This window comes from Zobellia sp. OII3, from assembly GCF_002211465.1.
Classification (GTDB): Bacteria; Bacteroidota; Bacteroidia; order Flavobacteriales; family Flavobacteriaceae; genus Zobellia; species Zobellia galactanivorans.
On the sequence record NZ_MWRZ01000008.1, the window covers coordinates 175,746 to 198,395 of the forward strand.

Annotated in this window: 18 protein-coding genes; 8 read left to right on the forward strand and 10 right to left on the reverse strand. The window is 42.7% G+C overall.

The window, feature by feature from the left end; translation table 11 throughout:
- Positions 1-29: 29 nt before the first annotated feature.
- The 5 genes from bamA to B4Q04_RS18205 all read right to left on the reverse strand — a co-directional run bounded on the left by bamA (position 30) and on the right by B4Q04_RS18205 (position 6,004).
- Positions 30-2,642, reverse strand: a complete 2,613-nt coding sequence (gene bamA / locus B4Q04_RS18185) for an outer membrane protein assembly factor BamA (RefSeq protein WP_088697645.1) — start codon at positions 2,640-2,642, stop codon at positions 30-32.
- A gap of 4 nt (positions 2,643-2,646) precedes the next feature.
- Positions 2,647-3,387 (reverse strand): isoprenyl transferase, encoded by a 741-nt coding sequence (locus B4Q04_RS18190; RefSeq protein ID WP_088697646.1) that lies wholly within the window; start codon positions 3,385-3,387, stop codon positions 2,647-2,649.
- A 176-nt stretch (positions 3,388-3,563) separates the two neighbouring features.
- Positions 3,564-4,262, reverse strand: a complete 699-nt coding sequence (locus B4Q04_RS18195; protein ID WP_013993806.1) for a DUF6089 family protein — start codon at positions 4,260-4,262, stop codon at positions 3,564-3,566.
- 101 nt (positions 4,263-4,363) lie between these two features.
- Positions 4,364-5,245 carry an NAD kinase gene (locus B4Q04_RS18200; RefSeq protein WP_088697647.1) on the reverse strand — a complete coding sequence of 294 codons (882 nt, stop codon included), beginning with the start codon at positions 5,243-5,245 and terminating at the stop codon, positions 4,364-4,366.
- A 102-nt stretch (positions 5,246-5,347) separates the two neighbouring features.
- Positions 5,348-6,004 (reverse strand): CBS domain-containing protein, encoded by a 657-nt coding sequence (locus B4Q04_RS18205; protein ID WP_013993804.1) that lies wholly within the window; start codon positions 6,002-6,004, stop codon positions 5,348-5,350.
- Between the two features lie 93 nt (positions 6,005-6,097).
- Here B4Q04_RS18205 and B4Q04_RS18210 point away from each other — a divergent pair, with 93 nt between their 5' ends.
- The 6 genes from B4Q04_RS18210 to clpX all read left to right on the forward strand — a co-directional run bounded on the left by B4Q04_RS18210 (position 6,098) and on the right by clpX (position 11,581).
- Positions 6,098-6,811, forward strand: coding sequence for a pyridoxine 5'-phosphate synthase (locus B4Q04_RS18210; RefSeq protein ID WP_013993803.1), 714 nt, complete (start codon positions 6,098-6,100; stop codon positions 6,809-6,811).
- Positions 6,812-7,582, forward strand: coding sequence for an alpha/beta fold hydrolase (locus B4Q04_RS18215; protein WP_088697648.1), 771 nt, complete (start codon positions 6,812-6,814; stop codon positions 7,580-7,582). It begins immediately after the preceding gene.
- A 113-nt stretch (positions 7,583-7,695) separates the two neighbouring features.
- On the forward strand, positions 7,696-8,046 hold the full coding sequence (locus B4Q04_RS18220; protein WP_088697649.1) for a phage holin family protein: 351 nt from the start codon (positions 7,696-7,698) through the stop codon (positions 8,044-8,046).
- Positions 8,047-8,142: 96 nt separating this feature from the next.
- A complete protein-coding gene (gene tig, locus B4Q04_RS18225; RefSeq protein ID WP_013993800.1) occupies positions 8,143-9,465 on the forward strand; it encodes a trigger factor in 1,323 nt (440 codons plus the stop codon).
- 102 nt (positions 9,466-9,567) lie between these two features.
- The gene (gene clpP / locus B4Q04_RS18230) at positions 9,568-10,248 is read left to right on the forward strand and encodes an ATP-dependent Clp endopeptidase proteolytic subunit ClpP (RefSeq protein WP_046287895.1); all 681 of its coding nucleotides are present in this window, start codon (positions 9,568-9,570) and stop codon (positions 10,246-10,248) included.
- Between the two features lie 97 nt (positions 10,249-10,345).
- Positions 10,346-11,581, forward strand: a complete 1,236-nt coding sequence (gene clpX, locus B4Q04_RS18235; RefSeq protein WP_013993798.1) for an ATP-dependent Clp protease ATP-binding subunit ClpX — start codon at positions 10,346-10,348, stop codon at positions 11,579-11,581.
- Positions 11,582-11,706: 125 nt separating this feature from the next.
- Here clpX and B4Q04_RS18240 read toward each other — a convergent pair whose 3' ends face one another.
- Complete coding sequence (locus tag B4Q04_RS18240) at positions 11,707-12,270, reverse strand: hypothetical protein (RefSeq protein WP_013993797.1); 564 nt, start codon at positions 12,268-12,270, stop codon at positions 11,707-11,709.
- A gap of 74 nt (positions 12,271-12,344) precedes the next feature.
- Positions 12,345-13,859 (reverse strand): GH3 auxin-responsive promoter family protein, encoded by a 1,515-nt coding sequence (locus tag B4Q04_RS18245; RefSeq protein WP_088697650.1) that lies wholly within the window; start codon positions 13,857-13,859, stop codon positions 12,345-12,347.
- Positions 13,860-13,936: 77 nt separating this feature from the next.
- Between B4Q04_RS18245 and B4Q04_RS18250 the strand changes: the two genes are divergently transcribed.
- Entirely contained in the window at positions 13,937-14,731 is a 795-nt protein-coding gene (locus B4Q04_RS18250) for a DUF2797 domain-containing protein (protein WP_046287894.1), read from the forward strand.
- Positions 14,732-14,951: 220 nt separating this feature from the next.
- Here the strand turns inward: B4Q04_RS18250 and B4Q04_RS18255 are convergent, their stop codons facing one another.
- Both B4Q04_RS18255 and B4Q04_RS18260 read right to left on the reverse strand, forming a co-directional pair.
- Positions 14,952-17,681, reverse strand: a complete 2,730-nt coding sequence (locus tag B4Q04_RS18255) for an AsmA family protein (protein ID WP_088697651.1) — start codon at positions 17,679-17,681, stop codon at positions 14,952-14,954.
- Between the two features lie 164 nt (positions 17,682-17,845).
- A complete protein-coding gene (locus B4Q04_RS18260) occupies positions 17,846-18,556 on the reverse strand; it encodes a queuosine precursor transporter (protein ID WP_046287893.1) in 711 nt (236 codons plus the stop codon).
- A gap of 106 nt (positions 18,557-18,662) precedes the next feature.
- Between B4Q04_RS18260 and B4Q04_RS18265 the strand changes: the two genes are divergently transcribed.
- On the forward strand, positions 18,663-20,762 hold the full coding sequence (locus B4Q04_RS18265; RefSeq protein ID WP_088697652.1) for an OmpA family protein: 2,100 nt from the start codon (positions 18,663-18,665) through the stop codon (positions 20,760-20,762).
- Between the two features lie 74 nt (positions 20,763-20,836).
- Here the strand turns inward: B4Q04_RS18265 and sppA are convergent, their stop codons facing one another.
- Positions 20,837-22,600: a signal peptide peptidase SppA gene (gene sppA, locus B4Q04_RS18270; protein WP_088697653.1), complete on the reverse strand. Its 1,764-nt coding sequence runs from the start codon at positions 22,598-22,600 to the stop codon at positions 20,837-20,839.
- Positions 22,601-22,650: the final 50 nt, after the last annotated feature.

Sequence of the window (22,650 nt, forward strand, 5' to 3'; positions counted from 1 at the left end):
TGCTTTAGCATATTGAACGATTCCTTAAATTAAAACTGTTGGCCGATAATGAAGTGTGTTTGAAGTCCGCTAGGTCCGTTTCCGATAGACTGAGGTCTATTATCTTCGTCAAACCCATAACCAAAATCAATACCCAATAACCCGAATGCCGGCATAAATATGCGCAGCCCCACTCCGGCCGATCGTTTTATTTGAAACGGATTAAATTCCTGAAAATTGTTGAAGGCGTTACCTCCTTCCATAAATGCAAGCATATAAATGGAAGCTGAAGGTTTTAAGGTTAATGGATAGCGTAGTTCCATCGAAAACTTATTGTAGACCAAACCACCTTCTTGCTGACTTGTTACGGGGTCGATAGGGGTCAACGATTGGTTTTCGTAACCTCTCAACTGCACCACGTCACGACCATCCAAAGTAAAGTTCCCTAGACCGTCACCACCGACGAAAAAACGCTCAAAAGGCACATCGCCCACATCGTTGTTATAGTTCCCCAAGAAACCGAATTCCGCATTGGTACGCAATACCAATTTATCAACCAAGGTCGTATACCAATCTCCTTTAAACTTTACCTTATAGTATTCCAACCACCTAAAGCGTTCTTGGTCGATTTCTTCCAATTCCGCCTCATCTGATACACTTAACCCATTTTGCTGAGTTTCCAAGAGACTCAACTCTTCGCTACGGTCCCGTAAGCTCTCGTAATCTTTGCTGCTAAAAAGGGAGTATGGCGGTGTAAACTTGGCGGTAATTTCAAAATTAGACCCACCCCTTGGGTAAATACGTCCACCAGAAGTGGCGTTTCTTGAAATCCCCAAGGTATAGGCAAAGGAATTTGATTTTCCGTTACCAAAGTTGAACAATCCGATATCATAGTTATTAAACTCGTACAATTGGTAGCTCAAGGAATGTGAAATGGTGAAAAAATCGTCGGGCCATTGCACACGCTTTGCCAAACCGGCGGATATACCTGTAATGGAAAAACCACGATCTTTATCAACTTCGATCCTACTACTGGTAGAGTTGTTGTAATCTACCCCGAACTGTTGTGTTCTCGAAAGGTTCAAACTAAATTGAACGGGCTTTCTTCCACCCAACCAAGGTTCCGCAAAGTTAAGACTGTAAACCCTAAAGGTTCTACTCGCCTGCACCCTCATGGCGAAAGTCTGACCGTCACCCATAGGCACCGGCTTATACTCCTCGCCCTTTAAAATATTTTTGATAGAGAAGTTATTGAACGAAAGTCCTAAAGTTCCGATAAAACCTCCACCGCCATAACCACCTTGTAGTTCTATCTGGCTTGACCCCGACTCTACCAAGTTGTACTTGATATCAACCGTACCTTCATTAGGGTTCGGATTAAGAATGTCCGGTTTAATTTGTTCCGCATCAAAGTATCCCAACTGTTGTAGTTCGCGAATCGTCCTGATGATATCACTCTTATTGTATTTTTGACCTGGTCTTGTACGAAGCTCACGATAGATTACATGGTCATTGGTACGGTCGTTACCGACTACGTCTACATGGTTAAGAAAAGTTTCCTTTCCTTCAATCACCCGTATTTCAAAATTAATGGTATCGTTTTCCGCAGAAACCTCTACAGGATTGATACTAGAGAACAAATATCCATTATTCTGATACAGGCTGGTAACATCTTGGGGTTCAGGTTTTGAATCGTCGGCAATACGCTCCCTCAACAAAACACCGTTATACGTATCCCCTTTTTTAATACCCAGCACTGCGGCTAACTGACGGTCGGTATAAACACTGTTACCCACAAAGTCAATATCACCGAAATAGTACTTGTTACCTTCTTCTATCTGATACTTTAATATAATGTTGTTCTCATCTACCTTTATAACCGAATCGGAAAGGATACGTGCATCACGGTAACCGTTTTCCGCATACTTATCGGACAGAAGGTCTAAATCATTTTCGTAATCTTCTTCAATGAATTTAGATTTCTTCCAGAAACGCCAAAAGCGTTTTTCCTTGGTTTTCTTAAAGGCGCCTTTTAATTTTTTATCGGAAAGCTGTTCGTTCCCTTCAAAAATGATTTTCTTGATCTTGACCTTATCACCTTTGTTTACATTGATAACCATCTTCTGGGCATTGGTCTCAGAAGTATCGTTGGCCACGATGATAGAGGTCTTTGCATTTAAATACCCCTGTTTCTTATACTTGTTATCGAGATAGTTTTTGGTGTTGGCAATCAAGCTTTCGGTAATCTTCTTGCCTTTTTTCAGGTCGGTATCGTCAAGAATGTCATCGACCTTTCTAGGTTTTACACCGTTTATAGTGATATCTGACAAAGTAGGGCGTTCTATAATGTTCAATTCAAGAAAGACCTTATCACCTTCGATGTTGGTAATATAAAAGTCGATATTCTTGAAAAGCTCAAGCCCCCAAAGTTTATTGATAACACTACTGATCTCATCTCCCGGTAAGGTGATGGGCTGCCCTACCCTTAGGCCGGTATAGGTCTTTACTGTCTGCTCGTTATAACTTTGCAGTCCTGTTACTTCCAAGCCGCCTAAAATGTATTTTTTGCCATCCTCAAAAGAAAGTTCTTGTGCGGAGCAAAATACGGTAGTAAGAAGTAATAGAAGTGTAATTAAAGGTTCGAAGGATATGAACCCTTTCATATCGCTAATTGAGTTGTTCGCTGGTTTTTCCAAATCTTCGTTCTCTGTTCTGATAACTTTTTATGGCTTTTGCCAATTGTTGACTATTAAAATCGGGCCAAAATACATCAACGAAATATAATTCCGCGTAGGCTATCTGCCACAGCAAAAAATTGCTGATACGATGCTCTCCACTAGTACGGATAAGCAAATCTACATCTGGCAAATCATGCGTGTAAAGATGGCTATTTATAATGGTTTCGTCAATGTTTTCAATTGAAATTATATTATTTTTAACTTTGGCACTTATTTGTTTTACTGCGTTTTTCAGCTCTTCCCGTGCACCATAACTCAAGGCCAAAGTAAGCGTCATTCCTGTATTTTGCTTTGTTTTACCCATAACCTCAACAAGCTCTTTATAAGCGCGTTTGGGCAAAGACTCAATATTACCTATAGCATTTAACCGGATGTTGTTTTCCGAAAAGGTCTTTAATTCTTTCTTTAAAGACGACACCAAAAGCTTCATCAAAGTGTCGACTTCTAGCTTAGGTCTTTTCCAATTTTCTGTAGAGAATGTATACAACGTAAGGTACTCTATACCAAGTTCAACACAGCTTTCAACCGTTTCACGAACCGTATTGACCCCGTTCTCATGGCCAAAAACACGTAATTTCCCTTGTTTTTTGGCCCAGCGCCCATTCCCATCCATAATGATAGCAACGTGATGAGGTAGTTTATTTCTGTCTAATTCTTCTAGGTTGTCCATAGTGAATTGATCATATCGCGCTGTTCAACAAAATTTTAGCCCAGACTTTCACGGTACTAAAACGTTATAAAATTTGATTTTTTTCACGCGCTCGGCAAAAGTAGCCCATAAATTTTAATTATTCCCATTTTAGAACCAACTCATGAAGATAAAAATGAGGAAACACAGTGGTTTACCTACTCAAAACATTCCATACAAGGCTTTCTACCGAAGGTATAGGTCAAGGTAAGTCCTGAGAAAACGTACCAATCGTCACTAAAGACATTTCCGAACCTCAGGTCTGACAACTGTCGACTCACATTGAGTTTTTCAGGATTACTACCATCTAGGTTATCGGTAAACGTATAACGTGCGCCTATTTCGGCCCCCAAAATCAAAAATTGGTTCAAACGGAGTTTAGCCCCAACGGTCATAGGTATGGCAAAGGCACCATCCCTTTGTGAAACATCTATGTACCTGCCGGCATCGAAATAATTATAATCGTACCTAAAATAGGTAAGGCCGGTATATAGATAAGGAGTAAAGGCTGGCCCCAGTTTATGTAGATTGTACTCTACAAAGTTAAATTCGAGTCCCGCAGACGCCTCAAGAATGGAGTTATCCATCTCATACCCCCTTTGTTGACGTGAGGGATTGCTCGATTTGCTGTCATCGGCATTGAACTTTCCGTAGATTACACTGGCACGCCACGCATAGCGCTTGGCGATATTCCATTTAAAAATCCCCCCCAGGGCAATGTTCGAGGGCAAAATATAATTCGTACGTCCGACGTCTCCAATATTATTGGCTCCCCCGGCAAATACACCCACTTCGTAGGTCTGTGCCGTTATGCTGCCAAAAGTGCATAGCAAGACTATGACAATGAATCGCTTCATAAATAGTATTAGTTTGCGAATATAACAATTGCACCCAACTATTATATTAATGTTCTCACATGATAAACAGGATTTGCCGTTTTTTATTGCCCGTTACGAATTCAATTACGGCGATCTTCTCCCCATAACAATTTATTACGCAGGGTTTTCAAAAAGCTCTCTGAAGTATATTCGATCATTTTGATGGTAAAATCGGCCTTTTTGATAAGGATTTCCTTTCCGTTGGCCACCGATGCTATTCTTGAGTCCAAAGATATAAGGTGATGCTCTTCCCTACCCGACACCTTTAGCCTTATTTGGGTATCATCTGAAATCACCAAAGGCCTGGCATTGAGGTTATGAGGCGCTATCGGCGTCAAGACAAGTGATTTTGCGGTAGGCTCGATAACCGGCCCCCCACAACTCAAGGAATATCCGGTCGAGCCCGTAGGCGTAGAAACAATCAACCCATCGGCCCAATAGGAAGTCAGATATTCATTGTTCAGATAGGTCTCAACCGTTATCATAGAGGTCGTATCCTTTCTGCTTACGGTAATTTCGTTCAAGGCAAAGTTCAACCCGTTCAACTCGGGTATATCGGACCTTTCATCTACTTCCACCAAGCTTCGTTCCACTATAGTGTATGCCCCCTTATTAAACTCTTGCACCACTTTGCGCACCTCTTCCTTACTAAAGGTAGACAGAAAGCCCAAGCGCCCGGTATTCACCCCAACAATTGGAATGCCCAGATCGCCCACAAAGGTAGTCGCCCGAAGAATGGTGCCATCGCCCCCAAAACTCACAAACATATCAAAGGAAGCATCCAAGCCTTCCGAATCGGAAAACGTACTATAGGCCCCTGCGCTATGTTTTTGGGAAAGAAAGGCATGAAACTCCTTTTCTATCGCTATCTCGGCCCCTTCCTTTTCAAGTTCATCAAGCAACTCCATTACATACTGCAAGGTGTCTTCTTGATACATTTGACTGTAGACGGCAACTTTCATCACTTTTCTTTATCGGGTTACAAAAACCTTATGGCTTTTGCGACAAAAATAGCGATTGTACTTTTGATTGTGGATTATTTTATTGAGAATCGAAGGAATAATCTAGACGTTGAGATATTTGTCCAAATAATCGGACCTCTCTTTAAGGTCTTCCAAAAATTGGTCGTCGCTATTTCCGAACAACACGTTGTAATTGTACCGTCGGAAGGTCTGTAGAATATCGTTCAAGTTAGACGAGGCGATCTTAATGGTAATCTGAACCACGTCGTTTTTTGAATCCGTTATAAAACCTCCGATAAGTTTAGTGTTATTGCTTTCCACGATCTGGGCTATCTCACTAAAAGAATAATCTTTAATACCCTTCGCCACGACAATAATACCTCCCGGCTCCGTAAAGAACGGCGTATCGATAAACACGCTTACGATATCGGTAAGATCGTAATATCCATCAATCCTTCCCTTTTCATCGATAATGGGCACGAGATTAGATTCATTTCGGGCAAAAGTTTCGAGCACGTCCAACCAACTCGTTTCCTTTCTCACGAAAAAGGTATCGAGTTCGTAGCGGTATTGCTCTACTTTTTCGTTTTTATCGAAATTCTCAAGGTCGTTTTCACTGAGCAACCCCAAATAGGCATCGTTCTCCGTAACGGCAACGTGCGAATGTGTGGTTCCTTCAAAAAAGGTGATAACCCCCGCTAAGGAGTCCCCTATCTTAAACGACGGAATATTGGTGACTATGTGGTCTTGAATATGCATAACTCTTTATACTAAACGCAAAATACTAATTAAAAATATCAAAAGGCATGCCTAATTTGTATTTTTGTGCCGAATGGTAAATTCTATCGGCAAATGACTAAATTAAGCGTTAACATAAATAAGATTGCAACCCTTAGAAACGCCCGAGGTGGCAATATGCCCGATTTATTGAAAACGGCAGCAGACATTGAATCTTTTGGGGCACAAGGCATAACCATACATCCAAGGCCCGACGAAAGGCATATTCGCTATCAAGATGCACGTGACCTAAAAGCATTGGTCACTACCGAATACAACATCGAAGGCAACCCCGTGAAGCAATTTATCGACCTCGTACTCGAAGTGCGCCCCACCCAGGTCACCCTAGTACCCGACGCCGTAGACGCCATTACCTCGAATGCCGGCTGGGATACCGTAAAACACAAAGACTTTCTAAAAGACGTTATACAGACCTTCAAAAATGCAGGCATACGTACTTCCATTTTTGTAGACGCCGAAGCCAAGATGGTCGAAGGTGCGGCAGAAACCGGCACGGACCGAATTGAACTATACACCGAAAGTTACGCCAAAGATTACGGAAAGGGACCGGAAAAAGCTGTCATGCCTTTTACCGAAGCTGCCAAAATTGCATACCAATGCGGTTTGGGCCTTAATGCCGGACACGATTTAAGCTTAGACAACATTAAATATTTCAAGGAAAACGTCCCCCATTTACTAGAGGTTTCCATTGGCCACGCCCTAATTTGCGAAGCGCTCTACCTCGGACTTGAAAACGTAGTAAACATGTACCTGAACAAATTGAAATAAATGACTACCCTACACTCCAAAATCATAGGCAAAGGTTCGCCCCTTTTAATTTTACACGGTTTCCTAGGAATGTCAGACAACTGGAAAACCCTGGGCGGACAATATGCCGAAGCCGGCTTTGAAGTCCACCTCATCGACCAGCGCAACCACGGCAAAAGCTTTTGGTCCGACGATTTCGACTACGACCTGCTCGCCGAAGACCTTAAGGCCTATATGGAAGCCCACCATCTAGACCGGGCCGCAATTATCGGACATTCCATGGGCGGCAAGACCGCCATGCAGTTCGCCTGCTCCTACCCCGAGCTTACCGACAGGATCCTCATTGCCGACATTGCCCCTAAATTTTATCCCCCGCACCACCAAGCTATAATCGACGGCCTAAACGCCCTTCGGCTCGAGACCATGACATCACGAAACGAAGCCGATGGGGCACTAGGGCAGTATATCACCGATTTCGGCACTAGACAGTTTTTACTCAAAAACCTATATTGGGTAGAAAAAGGCCAATTGGGCTTTCGGTTCAACCTAAAGGTCTTAAGCCAGAAAATGAACGAAATAGGGGAAAATATCAACCCTACGGATATGTACAACGGCCCCACGCTATTCCTTAGGGGCGACAAATCGGAATACATCATGCCCAACGACCTCACCGAGATCAAAAAGCATTTCCCACAGGCAGAATTACAAACCATAGATCGCGCCGGACATTGGCTACACGCCGAAAACCCAAAACAGTTCTTTGAAAAATCATTGGCATTCCTAAAAGGGTAAACCGTTTTTTTACACTTGCTTATTTTAGGGGCAAGACCATAAAACCGCGTACAAATTTCTATCTTTAAGGGTAGCGAGCCGATTCGCAATGCATAACCAAATACATTTTACCCATGAAACTAATATTACGAATACTCTTGAGCGCGCTTGCCGTAGTCATACTTTCAAAAGTGCTTCCCCATGTCTTTGTCGACAGTTACACCACCGCAATCATTGTTGCTGTCGTACTCAGTCTTTTGAATTTTATAGTCAAGCCTATTTTGGTCTTGCTCACCCTACCGGTAACCATTTTAACCCTAGGACTTTTCCTTTTGGTTATCAATGCCATAATTATTTTATTGGCCGATAACCTTATCGATGGCTTTACCGTTGACGGCATTTTATGGGCCATACTTTTCAGCCTGTTGCTATCCTTTTTGCAATCCATATTGTTTTCACTTTTAAAAGAGGATGAAAAATCGTAACGATTGTTTGAATTCCAACGGTTTAAAAACTTGCTAGGCTACATTAAATGTACTACTTTTGCATCCCATTTTATGGAAACAAAAAAGAAGATTTAGATGAATATTACAAAAGAGCAGATCGACGATCTAAATGCCGTCGTTAAAGTGGCCATCACCAAAGAAGATTACCAAGACAAGGTAGATAGTATTCTAAGGGACTATAGAAAGCAGGCCAACGTGCCCGGTTTCAGAAAAGGCCATGTGCCCATGGGCTTGATTAAAAAGCAGTACGGAAAGGCCGTTTTGGTCGACGAAGTGAACAAGCTTCTTCAAGATAACCTAAACAAATACCTTACCGAGGAAAAACTGGATGTTCTTGGGAACCCGCTTCCTAAACAACAAGACAATTTTGATTGGGACAATGAAGAATTAGCTTTTGAATTCGAGTTGGGCCTTGCTCCCGATTTTGAAATCTCGCTTCAGACCAAAAAACCGATCACCCATTACAAGATCATTGCCGACGATAAAATGGTAGATGAGCAAGTTGACCGTATTCAAAAACAATACGGCAAACTGGTCAGCAAGAACGAAGTTTCCAAAAATGACGAAGTAAGCGGTACGTTCAAGAACGAAGAAGAAGAGATAGACAATAAGGCCACGCTAGAACTGGACAAGATCAAGAGCAAAAAAGCTTTGGATGCCCTAAAAGGGAAAAAAGTAGGCGATGTCGTAACCTTAAAGTCAAAAGGCCTGTTTAAGGAAGACTACTTACTATCAAGCGTTTTCGGCGTTTCACAAGAAAAAGCGAAAGACCTAGACATTGAAGCTTCTTTCACCATAGAAGAAATCAACGAAAGGGAGCCTGCTGCTTTAGACCAAGAGCTTTTCGATAAACTTTTCGGCAAAGACGAGGTCAAATCGGAAGAAGAATTGAAGCAACGTATCAAAGATGATTCGGAAAAACAGTTCGAGCAACAGTCCGACCAAAAATTATTGAACGACGTTACCGAACATTTTATCGAAAACACCAAGTTTGAACTTCCTGCGGACTTCTTGACGAAATGGATCCAGATGACCGGAGAAAACCCATTGACCGAAGAAGAGGCCAGTGAAGAATACCAGAAATCGGAAAAAGGGCTTCGCTACCAACTTATTGAAGGTAAGATTATCAAAGAAAACGATATTCAAATTCAATTTGACGAGCTTAAGGAATTTGCCAAAGGTTTCATAAAATCGCAAATGGCACAGTTCGGACAATTGAACCCGAAAGAAGAAGAATTGGACAATATTGCCGCTCGTGTTTTGGGTAACCAAGACGAGGTCAAGCGTTTATCGGAACAATTGATGAGCCAAAAACTACTTACCCTTTACAAAGAAAAACTAAACCTCAAAACGAAAGAGGTTACCTATGAAAACTTTGTGAAGGAGGTATACGGGTAATATTTCCAAAAAATTATAAGTATCTTTACGGTGCCGAAAATAATATTTTCGGCACCTTTTTTATTTTATACCCCAGGGTACCTAAACATCGAACAGAAAAATATGGATTACGGAAAAGAATTCAAGAACTATGCTATAAAACACCAAGGTATCAGCAGTACCTATTACGATTCTATCTTAACAAGCATGTATCCCGTTGGTCTAACGCCCAATATTATTGAGGAGCGTCAGATGAATGCCGTGGCCATGGATGTGTTTTCCAGATTAATGATGGACCGCATTATCTTTTTAGGAACGGGCATTAACGATCAGGTCGCCAATATCGTCCAAGCACAATTATTGTTCTTGGCCAGTACGGATGCCTCAAAAGATATTCAGATCTACATCAACTCACCAGGCGGAAGCGTTTATGCCGGTTTGGGCATTTATGACACCATGCAGTTCATCTCTCCCGATGTCGCTACCATCTGTACAGGAATGGCCGCTTCAATGGGAGCCGTATTGCTATGCGCCGGTGAAAAGGGAAAACGCAGCGGACTGACCCACTCTAGGGTAATGATTCACCAACCTATGGGCGGGGCCCAAGGACAGGCGAGCGACATTGAAATAACCGCCCGCGAGATCTTGAAATTAAAATCGGAATTGTACGACATCATCGCCAAGCACTCAGGTCAATCTATAGAGAAGGTCAACGAAGACAGTGACCGTGACTACTGGATGAAAGCCGAAGAAGCACAAGCCTACGGTATGATCGATGAAATTTTGGTAAGGGAAAAAGCATAATCTCGACCAAGTATACACGAATTATCGGTTTTTCGACCAAATCGATGAACCAAAACGCAGTTATCTGCGTTTGTTTTTTGAAAGAAAGTAGATTTATATGGCTAAAGAAAATTTAGAATGTTCGTTTTGTGGCAGAAAGAAACCTGAAACCAATCTTTTGATTGCTGGTCTTGATGCGCACATATGCGACAGATGTATAGAGCAAGCCCACGGTATTGTTACCGAAGAATCTAGACAGACCAAGACCAATGACCTTTCTTCAGAACTTACCCTGAAGAAACCGATTGATATCAAAGCATTTTTAGACACGTTCGTCATAGGGCAAGAGCGTACCAAAAAAGTTATGTCGGTAGCGGTCTACAATCACTATAAAAGGCTTTTACAGCCCAAGTCAAAAGATGACGACATAGAGATCCAGAAAAGTAACATCATAATGGTGGGCCAAACCGGTACAGGTAAGACCCTTATCGCCAAGACCATTGCAAAAATGCTCAACGTACCCTTGGCCATTGTAGATGCCACGGTCTTGACCGAAGCGGGCTATGTTGGCGAAGATGTGGAAAGCATACTTACCCGCTTGCTACAGGCGGCCGATTACAACCTTGAAAAAGCCGAACGCGGCATTGTCTTTATCGATGAGATAGACAAGATCGCCCGTAAAAGCGATAACCCTTCCATTACACGTGATGTATCTGGCGAAGGTGTTCAACAAGGACTCTTGAAGTTGCTCGAAGGTACGGTCGTAAACGTACCGCCCAAAGGAGGAAGAAAACACCCGGACCAGAAATTTATCGAGGTCAACACAGAAAACATCCTCTTTATTGCGGGAGGTGCTTTCGACGGAATTGAGCGTGCCATTACCAAAAGGTTGAACATGCAGGCCATTGGGTACAGTGCGGCAAAAACCGACGACAATCTAGACCAAAGCAATATCCTTCAATATATTATCCCAAAGGATTTGAAGGAATTTGGACTGATCCCAGAAATAATAGGAAGGCTTCCGGTATTGACCCACATGAACCCATTGGACGAAAAGACCCTAAGGGCTATCCTTACCGAACCTAAAAATGCCATTATAAAGCAATACGAAAAGCTTTTTGCGATGGACGATATAAGCTTTACCATTACGGACCAAGCTTTGGACTATATCGTTAAAAAAGCCATTGAGTATAAATTAGGGGCCAGGGGCCTACGGTCATTGTGCGAGGCCATCTTTACCGATGCCATGTTCGAAATGCCGAGCAACGACGAAACCGTATTCAAGGTAACCAAGGCCTATGCCGAAGACAAATTATCTTATGAGACCATAAAAAAGCTAAAAGCGGTTTCTTAGTTTCCATAAGAATACAAACCCATAAAAAAAGCGGGACCACTTTGAGTGGTCCCGCTTTTTTTATGTTATTGAGTGTTAGTTTAAAACCTAAGTATTCGTAAGCTCGCCAATAGGCAAACGTTCTTTTATATCACTTTTTGTCCAACATTTCTTCCCGCGTTTTGTGTAACCGTATTCAGAAGGTCTAGACAGACTTTTTTAATAATTTTCTCATCACTGTACATATCATGGCCAAAACCCTCGACCAGCTCGCCTGTTAGGCCTAATTTCTCATACCAAGACGCCTTAGGACGGTACATATCACCGTCACCGAACAAAAGACGGATTTCACCCTCGGGCTTTTCGACCTCCGAACGTATTCTGGTAGCGGAAACCGCATACAAGGATTTCATGGGCAAGCCTAAGAGTCCGGCTTTCCAAGCTATGGCCCCACCGATACTAAAACAAAGGTAGTGTGCCGGTTCTTTTTCCTTTTTAAGCAGGTGCGCTACCGCAGTGTCGATCCCTCCATCAACAAATGCCTGGTGTACGTTCTCCGCCGAGTTGATCTTTTCATCCACATTCCCCAATTGTTGGCAATCGTAAAAGGCGATATTAAAATACTGCTGAAGATATCCAAGATACGAGGTGATCCAGAGCCCTTTTTTAGCTCCCCACATATCGGATACAATTACAAGTCTTTCTGCCATAATACTGGTTTTTATTTGCCGTTTGGTTCAGTTATTGGTGTCAATTTCCAATATTAAACGGACAAATCCCTTTTTTATTTGTTCATGTGGAGCAATTCTTCGATGTAGTCCCTCTTGTTCGACAATCGCGGAATTTTATGTTGCCCTCCCAGCTTCCCTTTCGACTTAAGCCAATCATAAAAAAGGTTTTCACGCGCCACATGTACCTTTGGGAGATTCAAAGTAATATTGTTGTATCGTTTCGCCTCATAATCGGAATTCAACGATTTTAGGGCATTGTCTAAATATTCAGTAAAAACATCTATATCTTCAGGTGGTTTTCTAAACTCTATGACCCATTCATGGGCTCCTTTTTCCTTACCCTCCATAAAGATTGGGCCCGCCGTATAATCCTTAATCTCCGCACCAGTCTTCATGCAAATAGTTTTTAGGGCCTCCTCTGCATTTTCTATGATCAGTTCCTCCCCAAAGACGTTGATATGGTGCTTGGTACGCCCCGTAACCTTAATACGATAGGGATCGATAGAAGTAAAACGTACCGTATCACCCACCTTGTATCGCCAAAGGCCCGAATTTGTGGTAATGATTATGGCGTAATTGGTATTTACGTTTACTTCCCAAAGCGGAATGGCCTTTTGGTTTTCCGTGCCATATTCGTCCATTCCAATAAACTCATAGAATATACCGTAGTCGAGCATCAAGAGCAGGTCATCGGCATTATTCCTATCCTGAATGGCAAAAAAGCCCTCCGATGCATTATAAATTTCATAGTATTTGAAATTCTTTCGAGGCAGTAATTTCTTGTACTGCTCTTTGTAGGGGTTAAAACTTACCCCTCCATGAAAGTACACCTCAAGGTTTTCCCATACCTGAAAAAGATGGTCTTTTCCCGTCTCCTCGATCACATTGTTCAGCAACACCAGCATCCAAGAAGGCACTCCCGCCAAACTGGTCACGTTCTCCTGCGTACTTTCCTTGATTATGGCCTTGAGCTTGCTTTCCCATTCGCTCATCAGCGACACCTTGTTACTCGGCGTACTGCTAAACTCCGCCCATAAAGGCATATTATCAATTAGAATGGCCGACAGGTCTCCGAAGAAAGAACCATTGTCTTCGTACAACTCCTTACTTCCGCCAAGACGAAGGCTCTTGCCGGTGAACAATTGCGAATTTTCATTATTGTTCAGGTACAGGCACAACAGGTCTTTACCCGACTTATAATGACAATCTTCAAGCGCTTCTTCGCTTACCGGAATAAACTTGCTCTTGGCATTGGTAGTACCACTGCTCTTGGCGAACCATTTGATAGAGGTAGGCCAAAATATATTCTGTTCGCCCCTACGGGTTCTTTCTATAATAGGCTCCATTTCTTCGTAAGACACGATAGGAAGCCGTTCGCGAAAAGTTTCGTAGTTGTTGATGGACTCAAAACCATACCGCCTACCGGTTTCGGTATCTTCCGCAATTTCCAATAATTGGTGCAACACCTCTTCTTGAACTTCTCCAGGATATTTTAAAAAAAGTTCTATCTGGTGATATCGCTTTTTTAGCAACCATGAGGCAATGGAATTGAATAGGGTAATTGGCATTTTTGGGTATCTTTGAATTCGCTAAATTTAGGTTTAATAGTTATCATTTTCAAATCGATTTTAAATCAAACTTTTTTATGCAGTACGAAGGCGTTCTAAGAAAAATGCAGACGGAAATAGGAAACCCCATTCAATACTACATGGTATTTGAAAATGATTTTCTAAACGTAAACCAAGTTTTAGGCAAAGCCCTAGAAATCAATTTCATAAAGTTCCAATGTTTGAACTGCGGAAATGACCGTCCTATTTTTCGCCAAGGTTTTTGCAAGACCTGTTTCTATGAAATACCCTCCGCAGGTGATTGGATCATGCGGCCCGAACTCAGTACCGCCCATCTTGACAAAGAAGATCGCGACCTAGAATACGAGAAAAAAGTACAATTGCAACCCCATATCGTTTACTTGGCCAACTCGAGCAACATCAAGGTCGGCGTTACCCGAAAGACGCAAATACCTACACGGTGGATCGACCAAGGGGCGCACGAGGCTATCGAAATAGTTGAAGTACCAAATAGATACTTGGCCGGGATTACGGAAGTAGCCCTTAAAGACCACATTGGCGACAAGACCAATTGGCGAAAAATGCTCACGAATAACGTAGAGGATGAAAACTTGGTCGAATGGCGCAACAAACTAAAGCAGTACATCCCTGAGGAGGCCCAAGCGTATTACATTGCCGACAATACAGAGACCAATCTTGAGTTTCCGGTACTGAAATATCCTGAAAAGGTAAAAAGTCTTAACCTCACAAAAACCCCGAACTACAAAGGCATTTTAAAAGGGATAAAGGGCCAATATTTTATTTTCGAAGACAATACCGTGTTCAACGTTCGCAGCAACGAGGGATATTACATATCGCTTCAGATTAGCTAAGACTTGTTAAAGCTTAGAACAAAACAGCAATACGCCACACTTTCGCTCTTCACCAAAACCTGAACGGCCTCCCTATCGACAAAAGGCTGTTGAAAGTTTTCCTATCAAAAAAGCCCCCAGTCACTTTTTAAGCGATTGGGGGACATTAGTCGGTTTACCTTTTTTATATTTTTTATCGGAAACAACAAAAGGAGCCAAAGAAAGAAGGCTATCCGTTTTGTTATTCACTTTTCTTTTTTCCCAAGAGACCGCCCAATATGTCCTTGGCCTTCTCCTTGACCACATCTTCATCTTTCTTAGGCGTGGCCGAATCCGCTTTCACCTCGGTCGTATCTTTTTTACTTCCTCCCAAAAGACCGCCCAAGACCTCTTTCACACCATCTTTGGTCGAAGTTTTGGTAGAATCCGTTTCAGAATTGTTTCCTCCCAACACATCGCTCAATAGATCTTTGGCCTTATCCTTTCCTTTACCGATAAGTTTTTGCTTTTGAATTTCCACCAATTGACCGGTCAAGTTCTTTACCCCTGAGCTCAGGTCGGTGCTTACACTAGGATTATCATAATTACCTCCAATACTGGCCACAACGGGAATCGTCAAATCTTTTAAGTCGTCCTCGCCTATTTGTGAAATCAGTTTGTTCACGTCACTACCGAGGTATTTCGCCGGCACTTCCATAGTCGCCTTATAATCCATCTTCTTGTCAAAGGTATGGCTACCTCCAACGTTGATGGCAATATCCTTATACTTTACGGTAAAAGGCTTCACGCTTACAAGTCCGTTTTCGAAGCTAAGCTTGGTTTTCAAATCATCGAGGTTCAATTGTTTAAGGTCGATAAAGCTCAACTTGCTATCTAATGCGGTAAGCAAGGGAGCGCTTTCCGAATCGATTTCCTTGGTCATTATATCGGCAAAAATATCACCGCTCAAGGTCAATAAATCAGGCACCAGGTCATCGGTAAGGTTACCTGAAAGTTTTATATCGGAATCAAGTGTACCTTTTAGAATCTGGGCAATCGGTGCAACCGCCTTAAAGAGCTCCAAAGACTTGAACGTTTCGCTGATTCCCAGTTGTTTCATGTCGAGATTCATGGCAAAGGTGGGAGTTTCCTCCTTGGTCGAAACCTCACCATTAAAGGCCATAGTACCATTAAAAATAGAAGAGGTCATATTGGTCAACGTGGCCTTTTCATCTTTTATACGCAGATTTCCCTTTACATCTTTTAAAGTAAGGTTGTCATAAAGCACAGTATTGGCCGATGCATTGATGTTGGCATCCAAGAATGACGGAATCTTAATTTTTTCTTCCGTAGCACCTCCCGTTTCAGTGCCTCCCGTTTCAGCCCCTTCGGTTTTGTCCTCTTGGGTTTGCCCCTCATTTTCTTCGACCATAAAATCACTCAAGGCAAAGGTATTGGATGAAAGGTCAAAGTCTCCCTCTACCTTCTCGTCGTTGAACATAAAGCCCAACAGGTTTTTGATGGTTCCTTTCGCGTTAAAATCGGTCTTACCCGTAGTACCGCTCAACTCATTCAAGGTCACCGTAGTCGGGTTGAAGGTCAAACTTGTCGTTTTCAGTTTTACAGGATTGGGTATCTCAGCAGACTTATATTCAAAATCACTGATACTAAGCTTACCATTGGTCGTTGTTTTCTCATACTGCTCCTTTTCTATGGAAGCCATATCAAAAGACGTACTGACATCGGCGACCAACAACCCCTTTAAATCAAGGTCGGCAGGCACGGGATACGCTTGTTCAAGGTTGGCCAAATTCATATTGCCATCGATATGGGCCTTTACCTTTGTGTTCCCCATAAGCTCCTTGATATTGGCCGTCATATTAAACTTGTCCTCGTCGATCATAAAGGACAGTTTTTCAATGTCAACATAGGTATCTTCCACAATACCCGTATTGTTGTTTATTTCGGTATCGATAAAAACGTTACGAACCGATTTCGGCAAATCAGGATATTTGAAGGATGCGTTTTCAGAATTGATCTTTATATTGAATTTAGGGATGTGCTCTTCATCGACAATACCTTTAAATTGACCTTCCAAGATAAAATTTCCGGTAGTCTTTACACTTTCTATGTTCTTTGAATACTCTGCAGGAATGACCGCCAAAAAGTTTTTAAAGTCCGAAGACGGGGTTTTAAAGCTGATATCGACCTCTTGGTTGTTTTCGTTCAGTTTAATAAATCCGTCAAAGACCAAGGCCAATTGGTTGATCAGCGCCTCATTTTCAAGGAAACTATATTTATTTTCATTCAAGTCCACTCCGATAAGGGCGTCGAGTTGAATTTTGTTTTTGTTCAGGTAATTGGTGCTATCCATTTCAAAAGACACCAAAGCTTCGGTAAAGGTATCGAGTTCCGATTTTTCCAAAGAAAGATCTCCTTTACCGTTGTGCTGCATTTCGGAAATTTCCAAACGCATACCGGTAGAGCGGTCATCATAAACAATTTTGGTATTGGTAATGGCATACGACTGCAGGTCTAGGACAAAGCCCTCACCGGAAGTCTCGGCAGGCGCACTTGGCTCGTCGGAAGGTAGGGCGATATCAAAACTCGCATTCTCTTCCTTATCTATAGTAACGTTCACCACGGCCCCATCAAGCGTTAGGCTTTTAATACCTATAGCCTCACCTTGCCCCTTGAACAATTCACCTATACCCATTTTAAGCGCTACGCTCTTGGCGGCAAAAAGGGTATCGCCCTCAAAGGGGGCCTTATTCAAAAGAACCACATCTTCCAAGCCCACTTCGGCATTGGGAAAATTACTAATAAGGCTCAAATCGGCCTTTGAAAAATCGAGAGTTGCGTTCACATTATTGTTCACGTTATTCTTTATGATCTCACCGATTTTAGATTCAAGGAAAAAGGGTGCGGCCACCAGTATGGCCACAATAAGCAATACAAGCACTCCTACGATCCTAACTATTTTCTTTTTCATAATTCTATTTCAAATACTGATTTATAAAATGCAATGGAATACAAAACACATAGGCCAAGAACAAGCTTGAAACCAAGCTTAACCTAACGAAAGAAGAGCGGTTTTTTGAGCTCTCATATCAAGATTCTTAACCCTATCGATACAACTCAAAAAAGCTATGAATATTATACCTCTAGCGCTATTTCTTCCCCAACGGCCAATTTGAACCGTTTTCGCATGATATATACGAAGAAATACAGAAAAGGAGTGTCGAGAAACGCTATTAAAACCTTAAAAATAAAACCGCTTACCACCAGACCAAAAAAGAGGTCCCATGGCAAAACGCCAAAAACACAGAGCAGCCCCACTACGGTAAAGGTATCAACGAACTGGGAAAGAAAAGTGGAAAAGTTGTTCCGGACCCAAAGGTACTTGCCCTTGGTAATCCTTTTCCAAAAATGATAGATGGCAATATCGATATACTGCGCAAAGAGATAAGCGATCATCGAAGCCAAGACGGCTATGGGGGAAAGGGCGAACACCTTGGTAAATGTCGAATCGCCTACAGGGGAAGAAGTTATGGCCGGGGCCATTTCGGCCACCAAGATGATGGCCATTGAGAACAGGCTAGCAAAAATACCTGCAGTAACAATCTGATTGGCCTTTTTCCGTCCGTAGATTTCCGAAATCAGATCCGTAATCAAAAAAGTTATCGGATAAGGCAAGACACCCACCGATATCTCGAACAACGAGACCCCAAAAACAGTAAAATCACCAAAGGGATTCCAATAAAAAAACTTCTGAAAAATAAGATTAGAGACTACCAAAGAAGTTATAAAAAGCGCTCCTAGGTAAAGATATATCTGATACGCCAAACGGCTATCTTTTAGATTCATAAGCTTTTTCGTGTTAAAATCATCGATGAACCATACAATTTCGTCGATGATTGCCCGTTATTGCAAGACTCTCTAAAAACCAAAAATAGCTTAAAAAAACCCAAGCATGAAAAAAACGATACTTACATCATTACTTGTTCTAGGCGGATTAAGTGCCAAAGCCCAGTCGTACGTCGGTTATCTGACGGACAACTACAGCGGTGTCAACGGCCTTATCGCCAACCCTGCCAATATTACGGATTCAAGGTTCAAAACGGACATTAATATTGCAGGTGCCAGTACATTCTTTAGTAACGATTACTACGGATTAAAGTTGGGCGACGTGGTCACCTCTGATTTCGACTTTGATACCGATGGCAAAAAATACCCCAAAGACAGTAACAACTTTTTTGGAAATGCCGATATTTTAGGGCCATCGTTTATGTTCAACCTCACCCCTACCAGTTCCTTGGCCATTTTTACAAGGGGAAGGGTCGGCTACAACGTAAATAAGATCAACGGAAACACCTTTGAAAGCATCTCCAACGATTTTGACGAAAACGAAGACCTATTGATCGACGAGGACGATGTCTACCTTACGGCGAATGCTTGGGCCGAAGTTGGCGTCACCTATGCCCGAGTGTTAATGAACAAAGACCAGCACTTTTTAAAGGGAGGTATCTCTTTAAAATACCTGCAAGGTTTGGGCAACGCTTATGCCAGCGGAAAAAACGTCACTATAGATTATGATGCCGACGGCACTCCCCTTCCAGGAGGGCAGACCACCGGAAGCATTGAATCGACCGGTGAGGTAAATTACGGGCACAGCGATAATATTGACGATAATTTCGAAGATTTTGAAGTTGAAATCGTAGATGGGGCAACCGGCTTCGGCGCCGATCTAGGTGTCGTTTATGAGTGGCGCCCAGATTACGCCTCCTATGCCTCCAACGACGGTTCGAATACTTTCAAACATCCAAACAAATACAAATTAAAGTTCGCGCTTTCCATCAGCGACATTGGGTCCATCAACTATAAGAACGGTACCCAAAACACCTATGACATTACAGGAACGGTAAATGAGGACGATTTTGAGAACGAAGACAACCTCGAAGACCTTCTAAACAATCTCTATACCCAGACCGGCACCAGTAGTTCAGAAAAATTCGCTTTACCGACGGCCTTGCATTTTAATGTAGACTATAGCCTGAACAAGAGTTTTTACCTGAACCTGAACACCGATTTCTCTTTACGATCTAGCACTAAGGTAAATACCAATAGAATACCTACCATGGTATCATTTACCCCTCGCTATGAAAGCAAATGGTTCAGTTTTTACATGCCCGTTAGCCTTATACAAGGTTCAGGTGCACAATGGGGCGCAGGTTTTAGGGCCGGACCTCTTTACATCGGTTCCGGATCGGTTATGAGCTTATTGTTAAGCGACAATTCTAAAGCTGCAGACGTTTATGCCGGATTAAAAATACCCGTTTACCAAGGAAAACCGAAAGACAGGGATGGCGATGGCATCGTCAACCGAAAAGACGACTGTCCCGATGAGTTCGGCCCAGCCGAAAACAATGGTTGCCCATGGCCTGACACCGATGGTGACGAGGTAGTTGACAAAGATGACAAGTGCCCAGAGGAAGCTGGTGAAGTCATGAACGATGGCTGTCCGCTTGTTGATTCCGATGGTGATGATGTACTTGACGAAGACGACAAATGCCCGAACGAACCCGGAGCTGCCGAAAACGAAGGGTGCCCATGGCCCGACACTGACAACGACGGAGTTTTGGATAAAGACGACGAATGCCCTAACGAGATGGGAACCGTGGCCAACAAAGGCTGTCCTGAAGCTCCCGAAGTTACCGAGGAAGTACAGAAGCAGTTGAACGATTACGCCAAGACCATTCTTTTCAATTCAGGAAAAGCAAGTATAAAGTCGGAATCTACCGCCGTTTTAGTAGACATCATAAGCATCTTAAAAGAATATCCGGATGCGAAGTTCAGTGTGGAAGGCCATACCGATAGCATAGGAAGCAAAGCCACCAACCAAAAGCTATCTGAATCTAGGGCCATGTCGGTCAGGGATTTCTTGATCAAAAACGGAATCGACGCCTCGCGTTTGACCGCCGTTGGTTTCGGGGAAGATAAGCCCATTGCCTCCAACATGTACAAAGATGGTCGCGCCCAAAACAGAAGGGTTGAAATCAACCTTGTAAAATAGCATACCAAGACCACCTATTATATACCAAAAGAGCCAGCAATATGCTGGCTCTTTTATTTTATTCAATAACAAAACTATTTGATATCAAGTACAAATGGCATGCGTGCCTGAACCCCTTCCCTTTCCATAACGGACTTCACTTGTTTCAATATAGAATAGGCTTCCGCTCCTATTTCCTCTTCAATAATCCCTTGTTTCACTTTAGCACTGGCTCCACCTAAATCTTCCATAAACCTTTCGAATCCCGATTTATATTTAGGGTATTTTTTGAGTCCGTAATTCTCTAACTCGGCCATATTTGCGGCTTCCGCTATGGCATCCTCCAAATTACCCAGTTCATCTACGAGTCCCATCCGTTTGGCATCTACACCGCTCCAGACCCGGCCTTGCGCCAAACTATCCGCCTGGGCCATACTAATGTTACGCCCTTGGGCTACCCGTTGTAAAAAAGTATTATAGGTACTCTCAATACCTTCTTGAACATAGTTCCTGAAATTATCGGTCATCGGTTCAAAAAGGGAGTATTCAACCGAGTTTTTGTTGGTTCCTACCTGCTCGGCGTTGATACCGATATTCCCGGCCAGTTCACTCATATTGGGTATGGTTCCAAAAACACCTATGGAACCCGTAATGGTTGTGGGTTCCGCGAAAATTTTATCCGCACCCACGGCGATATAGTACCCTCCCGAAGCGGCCACATTCCCCATGGACACCACCACAGGTTTTTTCTCTCGGGCCAATTCGATTTCCCGCCAAATTATATCGGAGGTCAAGGCACTGCCCCCCGGGGAATTTACCCTGAGTACAATGGCCTTTACCTTATCATCTTCCTTGGCTTCTATGATCGCCTCATTGATGATGCCCTGACCTATAATATCAGGACCTCCTTCACCATACAATATTTCACCTTGTGCAAAAATAACGGCGATTTTATCGGCTCCTTTTTTAACGATTTTCTTGTTCGAACGAATGACATAGTCGTCTAGTGAAACCACGTTCATATCGTCATCTTCACCAAGGTTCAACGCATTCCTGAGTTTCTGCTGGTATTGATCAAAGAAAATTACTCCGTCCAACAGTCCTGTTTCCTTGGCATATTCAGGGGTTCTTCCCCCCAAGGTATCGGCAATGACGTTCAGGTCGGCAGAAGGTATATTCCTTCCTTTAGAAATATCTTCCAGCATTGAATTCCACAGCGAACCTATCAACTCTTTAATTTGGGTACGGTTGGCCTCGCTCATTTCATTTGATATAAAAGGCTCAACGGCGCTCTTATACTTTCCATGGCGTATGACTTCCATTTTCACCCCTGTCTTTTCCTGTAAATCTTTAAAGAACAACACTTCCGAAGACAAGCCCCTAAAATCTAAGGCCCCGACCGGGTTCATAAAGATAGAATCGGCCACACTTGCCAGGTAGTAATCTTTCTGCATGTAAAAATCACCATAGGTATAAACGAATTTACCACTGGCCTTGAATGCCTCAAGTGCTTTGCGGATGGCCTGCGTTTGGGCAAGTCCCGCCATCATAAAATTATTGTTGATACTAATGCCCTTGATATCGTCATCGTCCTTTGCCACAGAAATGGCATGTAAGATTTCATCAAGTCCTTGTGACTGCTCATACAATGCCCCGGCAAAAGGATCCATTGCATTATCTCCCACATAATCGCTGATCGGACGTTTTAACTGCAGCTCTAAAACCGAATTTTTCTTTATGGTCACCGTGTCTTCAGAACTGCCCACGATACCGATAAAGATAATGAACATAACAAACACAACACCAAAAGCAATAAGGCAGCCTATGATGGCCGCCAAGAGATTTCTTAAAAATTTCATGAAAATTAGGTTAGTATTTTTATCCAAAGATAATGAACTCACCTCTACTT